General features: G+C 51.1%; 16 protein-coding genes and 1 riboswitch. Of the genes, 9 read left to right on the top strand and 7 right to left on the bottom strand.

What is annotated here, in order from left to right; all coding sequences use genetic code 11:
* Positions 1 to 219: 219 nt before the first annotated feature.
* From ACLIN2_RS25435 to ACLIN2_RS25420, 4 genes are all read left to right on the top strand, one after another.
* Positions 220 to 1,335 carry an S-layer homology domain-containing protein gene (locus ACLIN2_RS25435; protein WP_411502503.1) on the top strand — a complete coding sequence of 372 codons (1,116 nt, stop codon included), beginning with the start codon at positions 220 to 222 and terminating at the stop codon, positions 1,333 to 1,335.
* Between the two features lie 316 nt (positions 1,336 to 1,651).
* Complete coding sequence (locus tag ACLIN2_RS25430; RefSeq protein WP_411502502.1) at positions 1,652 to 4,060, top strand: 3-hydroxyacyl-CoA dehydrogenase/enoyl-CoA hydratase family protein; 2,409 nt, start codon at positions 1,652 to 1,654, stop codon at positions 4,058 to 4,060.
* Between the two features lie 48 nt (positions 4,061 to 4,108).
* The gene (locus tag ACLIN2_RS25425) at positions 4,109 to 5,287 is read left to right on the top strand and encodes an acetyl-CoA C-acyltransferase (RefSeq protein ID WP_328210733.1); all 1,179 of its coding nucleotides are present in this window, start codon (positions 4,109 to 4,111) and stop codon (positions 5,285 to 5,287) included.
* Between the two features lie 44 nt (positions 5,288 to 5,331).
* Complete coding sequence (locus ACLIN2_RS25420) at positions 5,332 to 7,110, top strand: acyl-CoA dehydrogenase family protein (protein WP_411502501.1); 1,779 nt, start codon at positions 5,332 to 5,334, stop codon at positions 7,108 to 7,110.
* Positions 7,111 to 7,164: 54 nt separating this feature from the next.
* Here the strand turns inward: ACLIN2_RS25420 and ACLIN2_RS25415 are convergent, their stop codons facing one another.
* From ACLIN2_RS25415 to ACLIN2_RS25405, 3 genes are read right to left on the bottom strand one after another with little or no spacing between them, the layout of a single operon-like run.
* On the bottom strand, positions 7,165 to 8,325 hold the full coding sequence (locus ACLIN2_RS25415) for a Ger(x)C family spore germination protein (protein ID WP_411502500.1): 1,161 nt from the start codon (positions 8,323 to 8,325) through the stop codon (positions 7,165 to 7,167).
* Positions 8,326 to 8,327: 2 nt separating this feature from the next.
* A complete protein-coding gene (locus tag ACLIN2_RS25410; RefSeq protein WP_411502499.1) occupies positions 8,328 to 9,851 on the bottom strand; it encodes a spore germination protein in 1,524 nt (507 codons plus the stop codon).
* Positions 9,838 to 10,926, bottom strand: coding sequence for a GerAB/ArcD/ProY family transporter (locus ACLIN2_RS25405; RefSeq protein WP_411502498.1), 1,089 nt, complete (start codon positions 10,924 to 10,926; stop codon positions 9,838 to 9,840). The genes ACLIN2_RS25410 and ACLIN2_RS25405 overlap by 14 nt, the downstream gene beginning before the upstream one ends.
* 159 nt (positions 10,927 to 11,085) lie before the next feature.
* On the opposite strand from ACLIN2_RS25405, the gene ACLIN2_RS25400 reads away from it, so the two are divergent.
* Genes ACLIN2_RS25400 through ACLIN2_RS25390 form a run of 3 tightly spaced genes read left to right on the top strand, consistent with a single transcriptional unit; the run spans position 11,086 to position 14,836 of the window.
* Complete coding sequence (locus tag ACLIN2_RS25400) at positions 11,086 to 12,627, top strand: spore germination protein (protein ID WP_092273494.1); 1,542 nt, start codon at positions 11,086 to 11,088, stop codon at positions 12,625 to 12,627.
* Positions 12,624 to 13,724, top strand: coding sequence for a GerAB/ArcD/ProY family transporter (locus ACLIN2_RS25395; RefSeq protein ID WP_411502497.1), 1,101 nt, complete (start codon positions 12,624 to 12,626; stop codon positions 13,722 to 13,724). Before ACLIN2_RS25400 ends, ACLIN2_RS25395 begins: the two co-directional genes overlap by 4 nt.
* Complete coding sequence (locus ACLIN2_RS25390; RefSeq protein ID WP_411502496.1) at positions 13,721 to 14,836, top strand: Ger(x)C family spore germination protein; 1,116 nt, start codon at positions 13,721 to 13,723, stop codon at positions 14,834 to 14,836. Before ACLIN2_RS25395 ends, ACLIN2_RS25390 begins: the two co-directional genes overlap by 4 nt.
* Before the next feature lie 51 nt (positions 14,837 to 14,887).
* Here the strand turns inward: ACLIN2_RS25390 and ACLIN2_RS25385 are convergent, their stop codons facing one another.
* Genes ACLIN2_RS25385 through ACLIN2_RS25370 form a run of 4 tightly spaced genes read right to left on the bottom strand, consistent with a single transcriptional unit; the run spans position 14,888 to position 17,959 of the window.
* Complete coding sequence (locus ACLIN2_RS25385) at positions 14,888 to 15,400, bottom strand: 1,2-dihydroxy-3-keto-5-methylthiopentene dioxygenase (protein ID WP_092273241.1); 513 nt, start codon at positions 15,398 to 15,400, stop codon at positions 14,888 to 14,890.
* Between the two features lie 13 nt (positions 15,401 to 15,413).
* Complete coding sequence (locus ACLIN2_RS25380; RefSeq protein ID WP_092273244.1) at positions 15,414 to 16,070, bottom strand: methylthioribulose 1-phosphate dehydratase; 657 nt, start codon at positions 16,068 to 16,070, stop codon at positions 15,414 to 15,416.
* Positions 16,071 to 16,073: 3 nt separating this feature from the next.
* Positions 16,074 to 16,748: a 2-hydroxy-3-keto-5-methylthiopentenyl-1-phosphate phosphatase gene (locus ACLIN2_RS25375; protein WP_411502495.1), complete on the bottom strand. Its 675-nt coding sequence runs from the start codon at positions 16,746 to 16,748 to the stop codon at positions 16,074 to 16,076.
* Positions 16,745 to 17,959, bottom strand: coding sequence for a 2,3-diketo-5-methylthiopentyl-1-phosphate enolase (locus ACLIN2_RS25370; RefSeq protein WP_411502494.1), 1,215 nt, complete (start codon positions 17,957 to 17,959; stop codon positions 16,745 to 16,747). The genes ACLIN2_RS25375 and ACLIN2_RS25370 overlap by 4 nt, the downstream gene beginning before the upstream one ends.
* Positions 17,960 to 18,061: 102 nt before the next feature.
* Positions 18,062 to 18,222, bottom strand: a riboswitch (SAM riboswitch).
* A gap of 195 nt (positions 18,223 to 18,417) precedes the next feature.
* Between ACLIN2_RS25370 and ACLIN2_RS25365 the strand changes: the two genes are divergently transcribed.
* Together ACLIN2_RS25365 and ACLIN2_RS25360 are read left to right on the top strand one after the other, a co-directional pair.
* A complete protein-coding gene (locus ACLIN2_RS25365; protein WP_092273497.1) occupies positions 18,418 to 18,909 on the top strand; it encodes a sigma-70 family RNA polymerase sigma factor in 492 nt (163 codons plus the stop codon).
* Positions 18,890 to 20,080, top strand: coding sequence for an anti sigma factor C-terminal domain-containing protein (locus tag ACLIN2_RS25360; RefSeq protein WP_411502493.1), 1,191 nt, complete (start codon positions 18,890 to 18,892; stop codon positions 20,078 to 20,080). The genes ACLIN2_RS25365 and ACLIN2_RS25360 overlap by 20 nt, the downstream gene beginning before the upstream one ends.
* Positions 20,081 to 20,121 lie beyond the last annotated feature (41 nt).

Here is a 20,121-nt window from a genome sequence, read left to right as displayed (position 1 = left end):
GCTCCACCGCAAAGCTTGGCGGAGCCAAGTTTTCTATTTTGCGAAAGGCTAAAACACAGGCTCTTTCCTTCCGATACAAAATAGGGGTGCAGGGTGAAAAAGGATCTGTGAAGAAAGAAATTAAGGATGGATTTGGAAGTTCATATTTGGCAGAATGAAGTGAATAGACTAAAAGGGAGCCAAATAAGAGGTCACTAGGGGAAGGAGTTAACCGCGGATATGAGAAAACATATCGTCATTGGAATTCTCATGGTTGTGCTACTGGCACAGAGTATGTTTGTAGGCAATGCGTCAGCGGCAACGGTGTTCACCGACATCAACGGCCACTGGGCGAAATCGTCTATCCAGGAGTTAGCGAGCATAGGCATCGTGAAAGGGAACGCGAAGCAGCTGTTTTACCCCAATAGCCCCATCTCGCGTGGCGAGGCTATCGCGATGATGAATCGGGTTTACGAGTATGTCTACGGCCCGATCGCAAAGCCGGCTCGCAAACCCAACATCGATTACCGGTATCATCCGCGCTGGGAAATCGAGCAGCTGCTGACCAACATGAGTGCACAGCTGCAGATTGAGAGGGGAATAACCGGCGATTACGATCCAGGAGACAGAATGCTGTATTATCTGTACCTCTCCTCTCAGGGACAGCTGATCAAAAAGCCGGAGAAGCAAAGCCAAGATTGGTGGCTCTCTGCTTCCGCACTCCAGCAGCCAATGTCTCGGGAAGAAGCGAGCGTCATTCTCTTCCACATGCTTACACCGCAAATTTACCGGTCTGCCAACATCCGTCCGCAGGATGCAGCTTCATTCTTCACCAGCTACTATGAATGGAAGCAGGACAGCTACTACCGGGATACATACTCACCTTATGCCACAGCGATTCGCGGCTTCAACCTGTTCGCGTCACCAACGGCGTTTCAGCCAGAGAAAGCCCTGACGCGCGCAGAGTATGCGGTCGTCATGAAGCGCCTGCTCGACTATTACAAAACGCAGGCACTGCTTCAATTTGAGGCAAAAGGCAACCCGCAGCAGAAAGTGGCGACAACCTTCTTGCGGGCAGCAAATCTCGCCTTTGAAACCAAAAATCAGGCAAAGCTGCTCAAATTCTACACGCCCGCCGCACTCACTAGCATGGGTAAGCTGCAGCGAGTACCTGCGATCGAGGAGCTCGTCAATGTGTCCGTCAGATCTGATGACACGGACGCAAGAAAGCTTTGGCTAACAGCAGAGTACAAATACGGCTTGAACGGAAGCTATCAGGTCGAGTATCGACTGGATCCGGATCCGACGAGTACGTACGGTAGAAAAATAGCAGCAGTTGGAGCTGTTCAAAAGTAACGAGGGAGGGCATCCGCCAAGCGGGTGTCCTTTTTTCCGCGTCCACATAATTGCAAATGACAGAATTTTCGATTACAATAAAAATGAACAATGGTTCAGTCGTGGGTGAGCAAGCCTCTACAGGCAGAAAGGGTATGTCTAGAGAGGAATGTTCTTTTTTACTCTCCCTTACTGAATGAGTATTCATTCAATTGAATACATGAGACTCTGCTGACAGGAATATCTATGGAAAGGGAGAAGTTATAAGAATACTCTGCCTGTCTGAAAATTGGGTATATGCAGAAGCACTATTTTTTGTATGGAGGAGGATATGGAGATGGAACGCAAAATTCGCAAGGCGGCCGTTTTGGGTTCTGGCGTGATGGGAGCAGGCATTGCAGCGCACCTAGCCAACGTCGGGATTCCTACTTATTTGCTGGACATTGTACCGCGTGAATTGACGGCTGATGAGAGTAAAAAGGGGCTGGCACTGACAGACCCGGTTGTGAAAAACCGCATCGCCCAATCTGGCAAGGATCGGCTTTTGAAGGATAAACCGACCCCGTTCTACGATAAAAAGAGTCTCGATCTGATTACAGTAGGAAACTTCGAAGACCATCTGCCGCTCTTAGCCGAGGTGGATTGGATCATTGAAGTCGTGGTAGAAAACCTGGAAGTGAAGAAAAGTGTGTTCGCTCAGGTGGAAGCCCATCGCAAGCCAGGCACGATTATCACCTCCAATACGTCTGGAGTCTCCATCAATGAGATGGCAGCAGGCAGATCGGACGATTTTCGCAAGCACTTTTGCGGTACCCATTTCTTCAATCCGCCCCGCTATCTGAAGCTTTTGGAAATCATTCCGGGCGATGAGACAGACCCAGCCGTTGTGGATTTCCTGATGAGCTTTGGTGAGCGCGTTCTCGGAAAAGGGACCGTACTGTGTAAAGATACCCCCAATTTCATCGCCAATCGCATCGGTACATACGGGCTTCAAGTCTCGATTCACGAGCTCGTTCGCCTGGGCTTGGGCGTTGATGAGGTGGATGCTCTCACCGGCCCTGTGATTGGACGTCCGAAGAGCGCGACCTTCCGTACCTTGGATGTCGTCGGACTCGACACCTATGTGCATGTGGCAAACAATGTGAAGAACAAAAGCAGCGACGAGCAAGAAAGGGCAGTATTTGAAGTACCGCCGTTCGTCTTGCAAATGGTGGAGAAGCGCTGGATCGGTCAAAAAGCGGGCCAAGGCTTTTTCAAGCAAGTCAAGTCTGCGCAGGGCAAAGAAATTCAGGCGCTGGACATCCAATCGCTGGAGTATCGGCCCAGTGTCAAGCCGAAGTTCCCATCCCTCGATGCGGCGAAAACAGCCAAATCGCTGCCGGATAAGCTGAAGACGCTGGCGTACGGCAAGGACAAAGGCAGTGAATTCGTCTGGAACGTATTCAAAAAGGTCTTGCTGTACTCCGCAGAAAAAGCACATGAAATCGCAGATGACATCGTGGCAGTCGACCAAGCGATGAAATGGGGTTTTGGCTGGGAGTTGGGACCGTTTGAAACGTGGGATGCGATCGGGGTAGAGAAATCGGTCGCCCGCATGAGAGAAGAAGGCGAGCAGATTCCGGCTCTCGTAGAAGAGCTGCTTGCGAGCGGCAAAACTTCCTTCTATCAAAAGAACGAGGGACGACTGGCAGCGTTCTTTGTTGGAGGCGTTTACAAAGATATCCCGCAGAAAAAAGAAGTCATTGACCTCGCGGCGCTGAAGGAGCAGGGCAAGCTCATTCGGAAAAATGCCGGGGCTGCGCTGGTGGATTTGGGAGACGGCGTGGCTTGCCTGGAATTCACCTCTCCGAACAATGCGCTTGGCATGGATGTTTTGCAAATGGCACATATCGCAGCAGAAGAAGTGCAGAAAAACTTCCTCGGCCTCGTCATCGCGAACCAAGGGAAAAACTTCTGCGTCGGGATGAATCTGGCGATGGCTCTGATGGAAGCACAGGACGAAAACTGGCTGGAGCTTGATATGCTGGTAACCAATTTCCACAAGGCAGCTCGCTCTCTGCGCTACATGCACCGTCCTGTAGTAGCCGCTCCCTATGCGATGACCTTGGGCGGCGGTGTAGAAGTGGTCTATCTGGCAGACAGAGTGCAGGCATCTGCGGAGACCTACCTCGGTTTGGTAGAGGTAGGAGTAGGGCTCTTGCCAGGAGGCGGCGGAACGAAGGAGATGCTGTTCCGCGCCATGGAAAACGTACCAGAGGGTGGCAGCATAGCAGTGGATTCGTTCCCGTTTGTCGCAAAAGCATTTGAAACCATTGCGATGGCAAAAGTATCGACCAGCGGCCAGGATGCGATCAACCTGGGCTATTTGCGACCAACGGATCGAATCAGCATCAATCCGGATCATCTGCTGTACGACGCCAAGCAGCTCGTGCTCGAGATGGATCGCGAAGGCTATACACCACCATCCCCACGCAAGATTCGCGTCATCGGGGAAACGGGCTACGCGACCCTTCGTCAGAACATTTACGCCATGAAAAAGAGTGGATATCTGTCCGACCACGATGAGTTGATCCTGAGCAAGATCGCGTATGTCATGTCTGGAGGCAGCTTGCCTGCGGGTACAGAAGTGACGGAGGACTATATTTTGGGGCTGGAAAAGCAGGCGTTTTTGGAATTGATCAAAACGCAAAAATCCCAGCAGCGGATGCAGCACATGCTGACCAAAAACAAACCTTTGCGCAACTAATCCCGGATAGGGCAGGTAGTTTGATAAGGCTGAAGGAGGCAAAATACGATGCGAGAAGCAGTGATCGTTGCAGGTGCCCGCACTGCCATTGGCAGAGCAAAGCGGGGCAGCTTAAAGGACGTACATCCGGTAGATATGGGGGGAGCGGTCATCAGCGACTTGCTGCGCCGCGTTCCCCAGGTGAAGGCGGAGGATATCGAGGACGTCATCATGGGAACGGCTACACCGGAAGCAGAGCTAGGCATGAATATGGCGCGTCTCGTCAGTCTACGCGCAGGTCTGCCGACAAGTGTACCGGGTATTACCATCAACCGGTTTTGCTCATCCGGGTTGCAAAGTATTGCCTATGCCGCCCAGCAGATCATTTCCGGCGGTGCAGATATACTGGTGGCTGGTGGGATCGAAAGCATGAGTCTGATCCCGATGGTCGGGCACAAGGTCGCCCTCAATCCTACGTTGGTGGAGATGATGCCGGAAGCATACATGGGTATGGGCCATACGGCTGAGGAAGTAGCCAAACGGTACAACGTAACCAGAGAAGATCAGGATGCTTTTTCGGTGGTCAGCCATCAGCGAGCAGCGGCGGCGATTGCTTCTGGCAAGTTCCAGGAGGAGATCGTCCCGCTTACCGTTAAGCAGCATTCCTTTGATGCAGCAGGCAACCTGCAAATAAAAGAAAGCGTATTTCAGATCGACGAAGGTCCTCGCCCGGATACGTCCGTGGAAGCGCTGGCGAAGCTGAAGCCAGTGTTTCACGTCCAAGGGTCCGTAACGGCAGGAAACTCTTCGCAAACGAGTGACGGAGCTGCCGCGGTGCTGGTCATGTCCGCCGAGAAGGCTGAAGAGCTGGGAGCTTCGCCGATTGCCAAGTTCCGCTCCTTCACAGTAGGGGGAGTGGACCCTGACGTGATGGGAATTGGCCCGATCGTGGCGATCCCGAAAGCCCTGAAAATGGCTGGCCTTCGCCTCGAGGATATCGATCTCTTTGAACTGAACGAAGCGTTTGCTTCTCAGGCTGTAGCAGTCATTCGCGAGCTGGGGCTGGATCCGGAGAAGGTCAATGTCAATGGAGGGGCAATCGCTCTGGGTCATCCGATGGGGTGCACGGGAACGAAGCTGACGATCTCCATCTTGAACGAACTGAAGCGTCGGGGCGGCAAATACGGTGTCGTCACCATGTGTGTCGGCGGCGGTATGGGTGCGGCAGGCGTTTTCGAAATGCTGTAAATGATTCAATTACCCTAACATTTCATAAAGGAGCGGGGTTGCAAATGGCAGATACAAAAGAATTGATCCGTGGTGGAAGCTTTCTGATTGATGCAGGTTCGGCAGATGATGTGTTTGTTCCAGAAGAGTATACCGAAGAGCAAAAGATGATCGCCAAGACGACTGAGGACTTCATCCACAACGAAGTGCGCCCGCATCTAGAAGAGCTGGAGAACCACCATTTTGATATCTCTGTACGTCTGTTGAAGGAAGCAGGAGAGCTGGGACTTTTAGCGGGCGATGTGCCTGAGAAATACGAGGGGCTCGGACTGGATAAAGTGAGCACCGCACTGGTGACGGAGAAGTTCGCGCTGGCTCGTGGATTTGCACTCAGCTATGGGGCGCACGTCGGAATTGGTTCTTTGCCGATCGTTTACTTCGGGAATGACGATCAAAAGCGGCGCTATCTGCCAGACCTCGCTTCTGGTGCTCGCATCGCTGCGTATTGCCTGACAGAGCCAGGCTCCGGCTCGGACGCTCTGGGGGCAAAAACGACGGCGACTCTGTCGGCTGACGGCACGCATTACCTTCTCAACGGTGAGAAGCAGTGGATTACGAATGCAGGCTTCGCGGACGTGTTCATCGTGTATGCGAAAGTCGATGGGGAGAAATTTACTGCCTTTATCGTAGAGCGGACATTCCCGGGTGTTTCCTTTGGTGCCGAAGAAAAGAAAATGGGAATCAAGAGCTCCTCGACCCGCACGGTTATTTTGCAAGACGTAGCCGTTCCAGTGGAAAACGTGCTGGGTGAAGTAGGCAGAGGTCATGTCATCGCTTTTAACATCTTGAACGTAGGACGCTACAAGCTGGCGGTCGGTGCAGTTGGTTCGGCGAAGCATGCTTTGAGCATCGCGACGAGCTATGCAAAAGATCGCAAGCAGTTCAAGACTCCGATCGCCAACTTTACCTTGATCAAAAACAAGCTGGCGAACATGGCGCTGAAAACCTATGCGGCGGAAAGCTCCGTATACCGCACTGTAGGGATGTTCGACACCGCTTTGAGCCGGTTGGGGGAAAAGGTAGACGAAGGCCAGGAAGTAGCGAAGGCGATCGCTGATTATGCGATTGAGTGCTCTATCAACAAAGTGTTCGCTACAGAGGTGCTGGACTACTGCGTGGATGAGGGCGTCCAGATCCACGGTGGATACGGCTTCATGTCCGAGTATGAAATTGAAAACATGTATCGCGATTCCCGGATTAACCGCATTTTCGAAGGAACCAATGAAATCAACCGCCTGCTGATCCCAGATACGCTGGTGAAAAAGGCGATGAAGGGCGAGCTGCCACTGCTGCAAGCGGCGGCGACTCTGCAGCAGGAGCTGATGAGCTATTATCCGCAGGAAATCGAGGATGCGCCATTGGCTGCCGAGAAGCACCTGCTCGATATGACGCGCAAAATCATCCTGATGGTGGCAGGCTCTGCGCTGATGAAGTACCAGCAAGCGATCTCCAAAGAGCAGGAGCTGCTGGCATTCGCGGCAGACATGCTGATCGAGCTGTACGCAATGGACAGCGTCGTGAAGCGTACGGAAAAAGCAATTGCAGCGGGCGGGCTGGAAAACGAACAGCAAAAGCTGGATCTGACTGTCGGGTATGTACAGGAGGCGTTTGATCGCGTAGAGGCTTGGGCAAAAGAAGCACTTGCCGCTATGGAAGAAGGAGACGACCTGCGTCTGCGACTGTCTATTTTGAAAAAGCTGACACGACGTACACCAGTCAATACTGTACATCTGAAACGGGAGATTGCGGACCGCGTCATTGAAGCGGGCGGTTACGTCCTGTAGGCAGATGTAGTTGTGCAAAAGGAGCGGGGGACTATTCCCTCGCTCCTTCTTTAATTATTTTTGTTTGCGCTTTTGCTTGACCTTAGCCAGGCCGCCATTTTCGATCGAGACGTTGACGATCACTGATTCCAGGGATGCGGGCGTGAGTGGCAGGCGGTCTTGAACGGCGTATCGCTTCCATACCTGTGGATTCTTCCGGTAGAGGGTATGACCGAGCTGCAGCGTGTCGATGTTTTGCTTCAGCCCTTTCTCAAAAAGGCTTTTGATGTCCGTCGCGATCGTTTTTTCCACTTCTCTAGCGATTTCTTCCACAGGTCCGGTTTGGCCGAGCTGGGAAATGAATCCCGTGTAGGAGACCTGAACGGTGAACGTCGGAACACCGCCATGGAAGATCGGGGCGATGGTCACCTGTGGCTTGGTTAGGAGCGTATTGGCGAGGAGCTTGTTATTTTTTTTGACGCTGATAAGGGTACGAGTGATATCTGGGTTGACCCAGCGTGCGGCGAGAAGCTCCTTTCGGGACCAGCAGGCGGACAGCTTTTGATTTTGCATGATACAGGCGCCGTTGCCTACGAGCTTGACCGTTGAATTATTTCCCTGCGTCCAGCGTGATCTGTCCAGCGCAAGAGTCGGGAGATAGAGTGTCCGATTTTTTTCTTTGTAGTAAGAAATAAAGCGATACAGTTTGATGGGCTGATTCACGGAGTTTTGCTCAAAAATGTCCCCTGGATCGGTTAATTGCGAGTAGAGGACGGAAATGTGAAAAAGCGGTTTGGCATGGAAAAGCTCATCCATCGCTTCGTGTGTAGAGTAGGCCCACAGGGTGTAGCGAAACTCGTAGTAGCGGTCCATTTCATCCAAGACTTGATCCACCAGACCATGGCGGATCGCCTCCTCCGTAAACACGAGTGCCCTCATATGGCTCCAGGTCAAGCGTTGCTGGGAGGAGGGGTAAATCTGAAATACGGCAGTCAAAAAATTCTCTCCCTCTCCCTTGACGGTAGCCACTGTTTCCGGTGTTTGCTGACCGCCTGCCTCCATTTTGGCGATATTGGTAAAGCTGAGGATTTGGGCGTGGACGACGACTTTGTTGTTTACATAGTCCACGCCGAGCGCATTGATGTAATTCATCGTCTCGATTTCCCGCGCATTCCAGCAGCCGCCCATAAGAAACGATGATAGCAATAGGACAATGACCAGGCGCAGGGGAAGCATGCCTATTCCTGCACCTCGTTTCGAGCAGGATCATCCAGCATTTGGGGGCGGCTTTCTACCTTGCGCCAAGGCGTACGAAATAGCATCCGAAGCAGGTCGGACCAGTAGGTTGGGGTGATCGGGCTCAAATAATACAAGCCAAAGGAACGCTTGTTCACGAAGTACAGAACAGTCCCCAAAAGAGCCATCATGTAGCCAAACATGCCGAGCAGCGAACAAATAAGCAGAATGATGATCCGCAAGATGCTGATCGAACCAACGACATGCTGGTTCGTCAGGGTAAAAGTAGCCATGACGGAGAGAGCGACGATCACTAGGCTTCCCGATGAAGTCAGTCCTGCAGAAATCGCTGCCTGACCGACAATGAGTCCACCGACAACAGAGAGTGTTTGCCCGATCGCAAGCGGCAGGCGCAGCCCTGCTTCTTTAAACAGATCAAACAAGAGCACCATCAGCAGTACTTCCAGAGCAGCTGGCAGAGGAACGCCTTGGCGCGACATGATGATCGTCGCGATGAGCGTATAGGGGAGCTGGTCGTGGTGGTAGGTGACGAGCGCTACCCAGAAGCCAGGCAAGAACAAGGCCATGACTACGCTCACCATGCGAATGATGCGAACAAATACGACCGTAAATACGGAGGTATTCGTATCCTCTGCGGCGTTCAGCAGCATGGAGAAGTTGACGGGCCCGACCAGCGCACTGGGAGAGCCGTCGATTAACAAGGCAAACCGGCCCTTGAGCAAGGCCGTGCATACGTAATCCGGTCTGCCTGTGTACTGGTATTCCGGCAAAAGCGTAAAAGGGGTGCTTGACAGCTGTTCCTCCGCTTGAAGCCCGCTGATAATTCCTTTGCTGTGCAGCGAGTCGATCTTGTCTTTGATTTCCTCTAAGAGCAGTGGGTCGATTTGATCCTTGAGATATAAAAGTCCGACACAGGTATGCGTATGGGTACCGATGATATACGGAACATACTTCAGCTGATACGTCTTCAAACGCTTGCGGATCAAGGCGAGATTGGTGCTGACTTCTTCCGTAAAGCCGTCGCGCGGACCGCGTATGGATACGTCGGAATTCGGTTCCTCAGGCTCGCGTTTGGGGGCATTGCCGGTCTCAATATAGTAGACAGCTTGGAGATTCTCAAAGAACAAAAGCAAATTTCCCGAGAAGACCTGTCTGACGATCAAGTCAATATTGGTAGGAGAAGTGAGCTTGGTCATGAAAAACAGATGGTGCTCCTCGAGATCCTCGGCTGTCTGGATAGGTATCGTTGAAAATAGCTCTGTCAGTTGTGGCATGAGGTATTCGCTGATGTTATCCAGATCGCATAGACAGCTGGCATAAAGGAGGTGCAGGCGAATATCGGGTGCCGAGGGCAGGAGGACATCTTCTTCGATGACAACATCGTAGCAGTCATCAAACAAATCTTTGAATGCAAAAAGGGAGAGCTCGTCTATATCTGTGGGATCCTTTTGTCCTGAAACAGCTGGAGAGAGACCTTTCACCTTTTGAAACCTAGGATTCTTCATGATGTTTCCTCCTGTGAGCGAGGGCTGTCAGAAAAGCGAGCACGATGGAAAGAAACAAGGCGATCATGAATAGAGAGGGCAGAAAATAAGAAGAAAGCAGACGATAAAACAGGATGTCACTCAACGGAAGCACAGAAATAACCGTAGAGAGGCTGAACAGGCCGAAGAGCCACCATTTGCGTCGTGTACCTAGGGGTATCATGAGTAATTCGACAATCAGGTAGTGAAAGAGCGATACACGGATAAACGCACCGCTGAACCACTGGAAAATACTGAGGAAATCCAAATGCTCGATATACAGTCCGATATTGGCTAGTCGCCACTCTTCGTATGCGGGATAGCGCAGTTTCGCAGCCTCCATGGGGCCGAACTCCACAATGGCGCCAATGGTTGGACCCAGTGTTAGCCCGATCATCGTAACCCCGAGCAGAATCATCTGCAGATAAGAAATCTTGGTCTTCAAATGGTGCTGCAGAAGAAGGAATAAAATCATTTCAGCAAAGCCGCCTCCCGCGTAGAGCATGCCTTGTGACACCGGAGAGAAGCCATTTTCCATGATCGGCAAAAGGAAGCTGTAATCTTTGTGCTGGAAATTGGTGGTCATGACGAAAAAGCCCAAAACGACCACTACCGGCAGAAGGATGCTGGACATCATGGCAATGGACCGAATGCCCAGCAAGGCGTTCACTAGACAGAGGCTCGCAAAAATAATGGAGTGGACAAAAATGGGCGTCTCCGGAGCAAACGACAGGCTAATCCACGTTACCGTATCCTCCATCGTCACGGTGGCATTCAAAAAGCAATAGAGCGAGAGCAAGAGAGCAATCGGCACGTACACGACGGATCCAAATCGGTCCTTTATCCAACGTAGAAGGTGATCCTTCTGCGTTTTTTGATAGACAAAATAGAGGATTCCGATCCAGAGCAGATAAAGCGCACCTGACAGAAGGACAGAAATCCACGCGTCCCTTTTGGCTACATCTAGCATCATAGGGATGACGATGACATGATTCATAAGACCGTTTGAGAGCATGAGGATGACGACCACTTGTGCGAAAGAAAAACCGTTTTTCATAATTCTCCTAGGTACCTGTTCATTTCCCTGACAGTATTTGCTTTGTCAAGAAAACTATGCAATATCTGCTGGAGGAGAGCACAGGCGGAATGCATATTATTGGGAAAAAACACCCACGATAACGAGAGCAAATCCAAATATCGCGAGGATCGTGGATACATGAGTCTGAAAGGATGGCTGGGCAGAAAACGGGCATTGGCTATGTTGGGAAAACGTCCAATCACGGGCTCCATCCAACCGATCTCTGACCGATTGGATGAGAATATTGCCATGCTCCAAACGATTTTTACGTTGACTCCAGATTTGATCATACGCACATTTGAGAGTAATTTCGCCGAGGGGCGAGTGGCGCTAGTATACTTGTCAGGTCTAGTCGACAAAAATTCCATCAACAATAACATGCTTCGCCCTCTACTGAATCCGACGTCAAACGCAGATACGAGCATTGTGGATTTACTTTCCGTAGGTGCGATATCAAATGCCTACGATATGGAAACAGTGGAAGCTGAGATTTTGCAGGGGAGCAGCGTTCTGCTGATCGAGGGGCGGACCGAAGCCTGTGTGGTAGAGACGCATGGTTGGCCTCAGCGGGCAGTAGAAGACCCGCAGATGGAGGCGTCGCTAAAAGGGGCACACCAAGGTTTTGTTGAGACGGACATACAAAATATCGCCCTGATACGACGCTATCTCCCGAATCGGGAGCTGAAGATCAAGCAGCTCCGCGTGGGGGAGCGGGGGAAAACGAAGTTATCTATCATGTACATGGAAGACATCGCCAGCCCGGATGTTCTGAAGGAAATGGAGGATCGTATCAAGCTGCTGAACATCGATGCAGTCATCAATACAGGAGAACTGGCAGAGTTGATTGAGGACAACCCTTTTTCTCCTTTTCCGCAGCTTGTTACCACAGAGAGACCAGACTCCGTGGCGTCCCATTTGCTGCAAGGGCGAATTGCCGTTGTCGTTGACCGTTCCCCGAGTGTTTTAGTTGGTCCCGCCACTTTTGCCTCGTTTTTTCAAACGGTGGACGATTACAGTACAAGATGGCCAGTGGCAACCTTTATACGCTTGCTGCGGTATTTGGCCTTTCTGGTTGCTACTTTCTTGCCTGCTGTTTATATCGCTCTTGTTTCGTTCAACTACGAGGTCATACCTATTGATTTGATTTTGTCTGTGGGAGAGTCTAGAGAGCGTGTGCCTTTTCCGCCACTATTGGAGGCGATGCTGATGGAGCTGACACTGGAAATGCTCAGAGAAGCGGGAGTACGGCTGCCGGCACCCATTGGCCAGACAGTCGGAATTGTCGGCGGTATCGTCATTGGTCAAGCAGTCGTTCAAGCAGGGGTCGTCAGCAATATCATGGTGATCGTTGTGGCGTTTACTGCGATCGCCTCGTTTATCATCCCGAACTATGATATGGCATCGGCATTGCGCTTGCTTCGCTTCGTGATGATGGGGCTAGCGGGTATGTTTGGGATTGTAGGAATTGTGATCGGCTTGATGACGATGATGGGACATATGATTTCACTGGAGTCTTTGGGTGTTCCTTATGGTAGTCCCCTGGCACCCACTCGTTACTCCGATTGGAAGGATCTGTTTGTCAGAGTGCCGCTTTGGAATATGAAAAACAGGCCGGTTAGCGCCAGAGCTCGCCAATTGAAGCGGCAGGGAGAGAATCGTCCCGAGGGGGATGGTAAATGAAAAAGTATGCGTATAACGAAATCACCGTCATGCAGTATATCTTTTTGATACATGGGGCGCAGGTAGGAATCGGAGTTTTAACTCTGCCGAGGGATCTAGCGAATATCGTCGGAACCGATGGGTGGATGTCTATCATGCTTGGCTGGGCTGTGTCCGTGATGGTCAGTTTAATCCTGACCAAAGCGATGAGCAGATATCCGGAAATGACGATTATCGAGATTCTACAGCTGCTGTTAGGGAAATGGCTGGGAAAAGCAGTAGTCTTTTTGATCGTCCTGTACTGTATTCTCGCCTCTATGACTGTTTTTACTTATGCCGTCTCTCTGATTAATAATTGGCTGCTTCCTCAGACCCCAGCGTATATTGCGGTGCTGCTGTTCATTATACCGGCGCATCAAGTGATTCAAAGCGGCGTGCGCGTGCTTGGACGTTACTCCGAATTAGTCTTTTACTTTACCTTGTGGATGCCGCTTGTCCTATTGACGATGTGGAGAAATATGCACTGGCTTCACTTGCTGCCCGTTTTGAGAGAGGGCTGGGCACCCATTTTTCAAGGGGTCCCATCAACGATCCTGTCTTTTGTCGGCTTTGAGCTGTCTTTCTTTTTGTATCCTTTTTTGCAAAAAAAGCAGTATGCTGCCCTGGGGATCGTGACGGCAAATACTTTGTCCATGCTGGTGTATTTGTCAGTAACCCTCTTTTGCTTCGGGTTTTACAGCCCTGATGAAATCACTCAGTTCACCTGGCCTACTCTCGGTTTATGGAAGATCGTTGAATTTCGATTCCTCGAGCGGGTCGATATCCTTTTCCTAGCATCGTACATGTTTATCCTATCCACGACGGGTTTGCCGTACATGCTGTTCACTGTGTTTACCACCTCACAATTACTCGGAAAACAAGACCACAGAAAGCATCTCTATATCTTTTTGTTCCTCATCATCGTAGTTAGCTTTATTTATATGCCATCGTTCAGTGATATGCAGAAGCTGGTTAAGCTGTGGGGCAAGGTCGGCTTGGTGGTCGCGTATGCCTTCCCGGTAGTTCTAGCGGCTGCCGTGATGTTTATACGAAAAAAGCCTAAGGAGCAGGAAGCATGAGGAAGGTCCTGAACATTGGATTGGCGCTCCTTCTGTTACTTTCCTTGCCAGGATGTATGGATCGAATTGATCTGGAGGATGCTACGCTGACTTTGATGATTGGTTTGGATATGAATGAAAAGAACGAGCTATTGTTTTACGCCTCCAGTCCGGTTTTCAGCAGGGAGGCACAGGTGAAGTCGGAAGAAAACGGTGTCAAAGCCCACTCGTTAAGGGAATCTCGGCAGCGGTTTGACGAAATGGTTTCCGGGGTGACCCTCTCGGGAAAAGTACAGTTGTTTGTCGTTGGCAGACGCCTTTTGCAAACGACGGATTGGTTTCAGCTCATGGATGTGGTCTATCGAGATGCTCGATTTAGTGTAAATGCCCGAATGATTGCCTATGACGGACCCGTACATGAACTGTTTCACATGCAGACAAAAGCGAAACCGCGAGTCGCTCTGCATTTGTTAAAGCTGGTAGATACCGCCAACCGCAGGAATATTACGGTGAAAACAAGTGTGCAGGAGCTTCATCGCCAAATTTACGAAAAAGGACTCACTCCAAGCATTACAAAGCTGAACAAGGTAAAAGAGGTACAGGTGGAAGGAACGGCATTATTGACGGAGAAAGGGGGATTTGCCACCGCTTTAACGGGCAGGGAGACTGCTTTTCTGCAGATGCTCCTGCAAGGGAAGAGAGGTGAAATCTCGATTAGCCTTCCTTATCCAGATTCTGATGGAGCAGAGAAGACCATTCAAAGACGCATCAGCTTCTTCGTCAAAGGATTATCGAAGAAGGTCAAAACCAGCTTTGTAGATGGCAGATTCCATTTTAATGTGGATATGAAATTAAGAGTATCGATCTCTGAGCGGATTTTCCCTTTTGATATGGACGAGGATTATAAAAAGATGGGAACAGTGTTGGAAAAAGAAATTCAGTCAGAGTATCAGGATCTGCTCCTCAAGTGTCAGAAACTGAAAATTGACCCCTTCGGCTTTGGACTGCATGCCCGCGCCTATGAGTATGACGAGTGGAAAAAAGTCCAGAATGAATGGACGCAGGCTTTTTCCCAGGCCAAGGTCAACATTGTCACGCACGTAGATATCAAAGGTAATGGAAACATCAAATAAGCATGAAAAAATCACCCCGGTCAAATGACAACGGGGTGATTTCCCTTTTTCTTAATAGATCGCTTCCCAGCCAGCTGGAGTCACGAACAGGCGGATGGCCTTGATTTTGCGATCGTCCATCAGGGTGAAGTAGTGACGGAAGTTTGGCGGAACGGAGATGAGATCACCTGGCGAAAGCTCAACGTCGAAGTATCGTCCGTCCTTCCCTTTGATCGCGAAGATGCCGTGACCGTCTACGCAGAAGCGGCACTCGTCGTCCGTATGATGGTGCTCGCCTTTAAATTTGACCAGAAGCTCGTCGAGATTAGGGGTCAAATCAGACAGGACGATGATGTCAGCAGTCAGGTAGCCGCGGCGCTCGCTGATTGCGTCGATCTGCGGCTTGAAGGTATCGAGGATTTCCTGTTTCTCTTCGTCAGTCGGGCTGTAGTTGTCGCGGTGCTTCGGATCCAGATTATCCAGTGCCCATTTTTCATAGATGATTTCTTGCGTATTCAGGAAGGAGATGACTTCCTCTGGAGCGCTGATGCGATCGTTGTTGTCGTGGAAACGAATTTGTGCCATTTTTAATTCCTCCTTAATTATTGGGGGTATGGGACACGACTGCTTGTCGCAGCTGCAGCAAGCGGGCGTGGTACTCAAACAAGAATTCAAAGGCTTCCAGATGGCGTTTGGCTTCAAAGTCATTGCCGCCCCATGCGTATATGCCATGGTTGCGAATCAGGACGCCGGGTACATCAGGAGTGATGACCTTCTCGATAGCAGCAGCAAGGGTCGGAATATCAGCAAAGTTCTCAACAATCGGAACAGTGATGCTCGCATTTTCCTCCCATATGCCGAGACCTTTGATCAGCTCCTGGCCCTGGATGGAGAAAGCACGCTGTCCAAAGTACAGCTCGGAAATCAGGTTGTTCCACACCGTATGAACGTGGAAGCAGGCACCTGCTTGTGGAAACTTCTTGTACACAACCGCGTGGATCAATGTCTCAGCGGAAGGCTTGAGTGAGGTCTCATCGACTGGTCGGGAATCGCTGTCCACGATCAAGTAGTCTTCCGGGGAGAGCTTGGTTTTGTCCTTGCCGCTGGCTGTTACGGCAAATTGCAGCGGGTCATTGGCAACCTTGATGGAAAGGTTGCCGCTCGTGCCCGGGAACCAGTCCCGGCGAGCAAATGTCAGCTTGGCGTCGTCCAAACGGCGAAAAGCGTCCAAGCGTTGTTCAAAAGTAGCAGACATGTTTCAGCTGACCTCCTGTTGATGTTTCAAATCTTGTAGTATGGCAATCACATCATGGAATGTGGCAAACGTGCGGTGTGGCAGATTCAGCTCCTCCGCCCTCTGGGCGAGGAACGAACGGGCAATTACAAAGTCGGCGATCTTGGCGCCAGCCAAATCGGTGATTGAATCCCCGATCACCACGCGGTAGTAGTCGGCAGGATCGTAGCGGCGAATGATCGTCGTTTTGCACATGCCACATCCATTGGAGCAGTGATCGTCACAGGAGTGCGGCCAGGTGATCGTGATCTTGTCGCCGGAAAAATCACTTCCGTTGCAATAGATCGGTACATCCTTCAGATCAAACGGAGCGAGGATCGGATCGACGAAGAAGTCGATGCCGCCGCTGGTCACCAGCCATTCGATGCCCTCTTCGCGGCAAAAGCGGACGAAATCCGCAAAGCCAGGGCGAATCGATGCTTGGCTGACGATGAAGTCAATAATTTCCTCGCGCAGAGAGGAGGGGAGCAGCTGGAACAGCTTTCCGACCCCTTCCTGCACGCTGATTTTTTGCGAAAGGATTTGTTCGGTCAAGGCTTCCCACTCGGGTGGAGCAAACTTGCGGGCAATCGCCACGATGTTGTCTTTTTCCGTGATGGTTCCGTCAAAATCGCAGAAGAGAACGAGCTTTTTACTCATCGTCCGCCACCCCACTTTTCGAGCGCGACAGCCAGCTCAGAGGAACCCTCGGCCGCTTCCTGCAGCGTTTTACCAGCGGTCACTGCCAGGGTGGCGGCAACAAAAGCTTTTGCCCCTGCAGTCGCACCATCTGGGTGACCGTGAATTCCGCCACCTGCATTGACGATCTGATCGAGACCAAAGTCAGCGAATAGCTGCGGCACGAGTCCCGGATGAATACCGGCAGATGGGACTGGGAACGAACGACGGATGCCTTCGAGAGGTGCCGTCAAGTTTTCAGCCAGCTGCAGCGCCTCTGTCTTGTTCAGCGCAACGTTTCCGTATGGAGATGGGAAGAGCACTAGGTCAGCGCCAGCAATCCGCATCAGCTTCCCGAGCAAAAGCGGAGTCGCAATCCCGTAATCCGGCGATGGATAGTAAGCACCAGCCAAAGCTGGATGCGCCATGATCGGAACGTGTACATCTGGATCAGCTGCCAGGCGGTGCAAAGCGTCGAAGCCAAAAGCCAGGACATTGAACAGGAGGCAGTCGGCTCCAGCGTCAATGGCGCGCTTAGCTTTTTCATTCAGCTCGTTTACCGGACCTGTCAGGTTGGCCGCGTAGAGCACAGGCTTGCCGATTTCTGCTTCCGTTTCGATCGCGATCTGTTTAAACGCCTTGATTCTCTCCAGGAACGGAGCGCGTTCATCCGCAAAGAAAATTTCGTCATCTTTGACCAGATCTACGCCGCCCAATGCTTGTGCGCGAAACTGGGTTTTCAGATCATCAAAAGGCAGTCCCAGGCAGGACTTGAAAATGCTCATCAAGAGCGGACGGTTGTGGGCGTCCAGGCGATTGCGCAGCCCGTCAATGCCGTATTTTGGACCAGGGAACGTTCCCAAAAATGACTCAGGAAAGCCGACATCGACCAGCTTAATCTTGCCATCCATGGAGAGCTTCCCAAAAATGCCTGTCAACAAGGAAGGAATGTCGTTGGTAAAGTTGCGAGTCGGATAGCTGACGGTAATCAGGCCGCGCGTTTCTCCGTTCTCCAAGGTTTCCAGCGGAGCTGCGCTTACTGCTTCGCCCAGATATGGCTTTAGCTCGGCTTGTTTGGCCGCAGGCAATTCCGTCCAGGAACCGACAGTCATACCGACTGCGATCGATTCTGCTTTTTTGTTCAAGTCTTTGGCTTGTGTCAAATAGGTGACGAGGATACGGTGCTCACTCATTGCTAGGACTAATCCTCCTTAAAAACGGTGATGTGAGAAAATAAAAAGAGCCTCCCCAGCGATCAGGGAGGCGGTTGTCGACTATCAGAACGTCTTCGTCTCCTCTCATCTCTCGGGTTCGTAGTCGAGGCAAAGGAAAACAATATCCTAAATCTCGACTCTTATCCGTTGGAATTAGCACCGTTTCGCTTTCTAGTAAACATAGAATAGCGCCGGTTGCCGGGCATCATAGGGCCAGTCCCTCAGCCAGCTCGCGATAAGAGTTATGAGGTTACACGCTAGAACAGCATGTGCGATAGCTTTATGATAAGGCGATCAGATGCGGTAGTCAAATTATTTTTTGCCGAGTTTGCATATCGGATATAGGTATTTTGAAAGCGGGATGAAACTTTTTCCAACGAAATGCGTGGTAAGTAACGAAAGGGTGTGGAAGGGTTGGGAAAGTAGGCTTGGAGGACGTGTACGGCCTGCACGTAAACGATATATATCGCTATCTTTTCCGGCTGACACGGGATGCGAGGCAGGCAGAGGATTTGACGCAGGATACTTTTTTCCGTGCCTTTTCGTCACTGGACGAATTTCGCTCGGAAAAAGTAAGGCCGTGGCTGTTTAAAGTAGCGTATCACGTCTTTGTAGATTGGCATCGCAAGCAGGTCAAGCGGCCGCTTTACTTTGTTGAGCAAATGCCGGAACAAATGGATCAGTCGGCAGTCGATCCGGCAGATTCGCTGGTAAACAAGGAAATGTGGGAGGTTGCCCATCTCTTTTTGGAGCGGTTACCGGAAAAGCAGAAGCAGGCAATCTTGCTGTCTGCCATGCAGTTTTCCTATGCCGAAATTGCCGAGGTGCTGGGAATCGATACGACCGATGTGAAGCGTTCGCTGTTCCGTGGGCGGCAAAAGATGCGCAGGATGTGGAGGGATGAGGTCGATGACGAACAAATTCGATGAAGATAGTAGAGAACGAATGCTGCTGGCCTATTTGCGAGGAGAACTCGATGAGCAAGACGTACGGAATCTTCGTAATGAGGTGACAGATGACGAGGAATATGCGGAGCGGCTCGAACACCTTCTGTTGGGAGTGCCGGACAAAGGACAAGAGACGCCTGCCCCCTTTTCCCTAACAGAAAAACAGCAGCGGGCTATTCTTACCCGGGGAAAGTGGAAAATGCGTTTTACCAACTCTGCTTTTACGTTTGTCATCTTTTTCCTGATAGGGGCGCTCTTGCTCCTGGTCAATGGCTGGGTCGGAATGTGGGTGTATAAAGATCAATTCAAGGTCACAGAAGACATCATCAATTTTACCCAGCCAGGAGTCAGCACGGGTAGCAGCGGTTCTCAGGTTGGGTTGCTCTATGGTCAGATTCAGATGGAGCTGCGTGAACAAGTAGGGGCTGAACAGCAAAATGTTGGTTATGTGGAGAGTACAAACTTCTTGTGGAGCGTCCGAGCGGAGCCGAAATGGGCAAATGGAGTCAGGGAAACGAAGCTGTTTTTCCGCTATCCGACTGATGAGGCGATGACAAGAGAGGAAACGGCATACCTGCGCACTCCAGCCTGGAATACGATGAAAAAGCTGCACGAGGGAACGGTGAGTCAGTTGGCCATTTCCTTTGATCGCCCGATGACGTACGTGGATTATATCAAGCTGATTTCTAAGCATATACCCGAGTACAATGTGGATACGCTTTGGTTCGCGGTAGATACAGGCGTCGAGGCAAACGAACGTGAGCAGGACGGAAATCTCTTGCTCTCGGCCGGGGATGTTTGGGGGTATGCCGAGAGCAGGCTGGATTACGGCAATGCTCCCATTCAGGTGAATGGAGAGGGAGACCGACGAGCAGCAGCGTATCTTGCGGAGATGAAGTATCTATCCGAGCATGGGCGTTTGGCGCGTGAGATCGGCCGGGGAATCCTTTCTCACAGTGATCCGAAAGTGGAAGAGCGCTATGCCTATCTCAAGGAAAAAGGGGTTCGGATTTACGGGGCAGTCGTAACCGGACCAACGAAAGAATTGCTTAAGCTTGAGGCAGAGAAAGCGATAACCGCTGCATTTCTCGGGAAAGTGGATTGGTGGAATTGGGAACGGCCTGCTGCATCGGGGACACAGCTTAACTGGTGAAGGCTGGAAGCATATTTTGCTGAAAAAGGGTGTTGACAGCA

It is taken from the genome of Brevibacillus centrosporus, from assembly GCF_046622605.1.
GTDB lineage: Bacteria > Bacillota > Bacilli > Brevibacillales > Brevibacillaceae > Brevibacillus > Brevibacillus centrosporus.
This window is presented reverse-complemented; position numbering and strand designations above follow the sequence as displayed.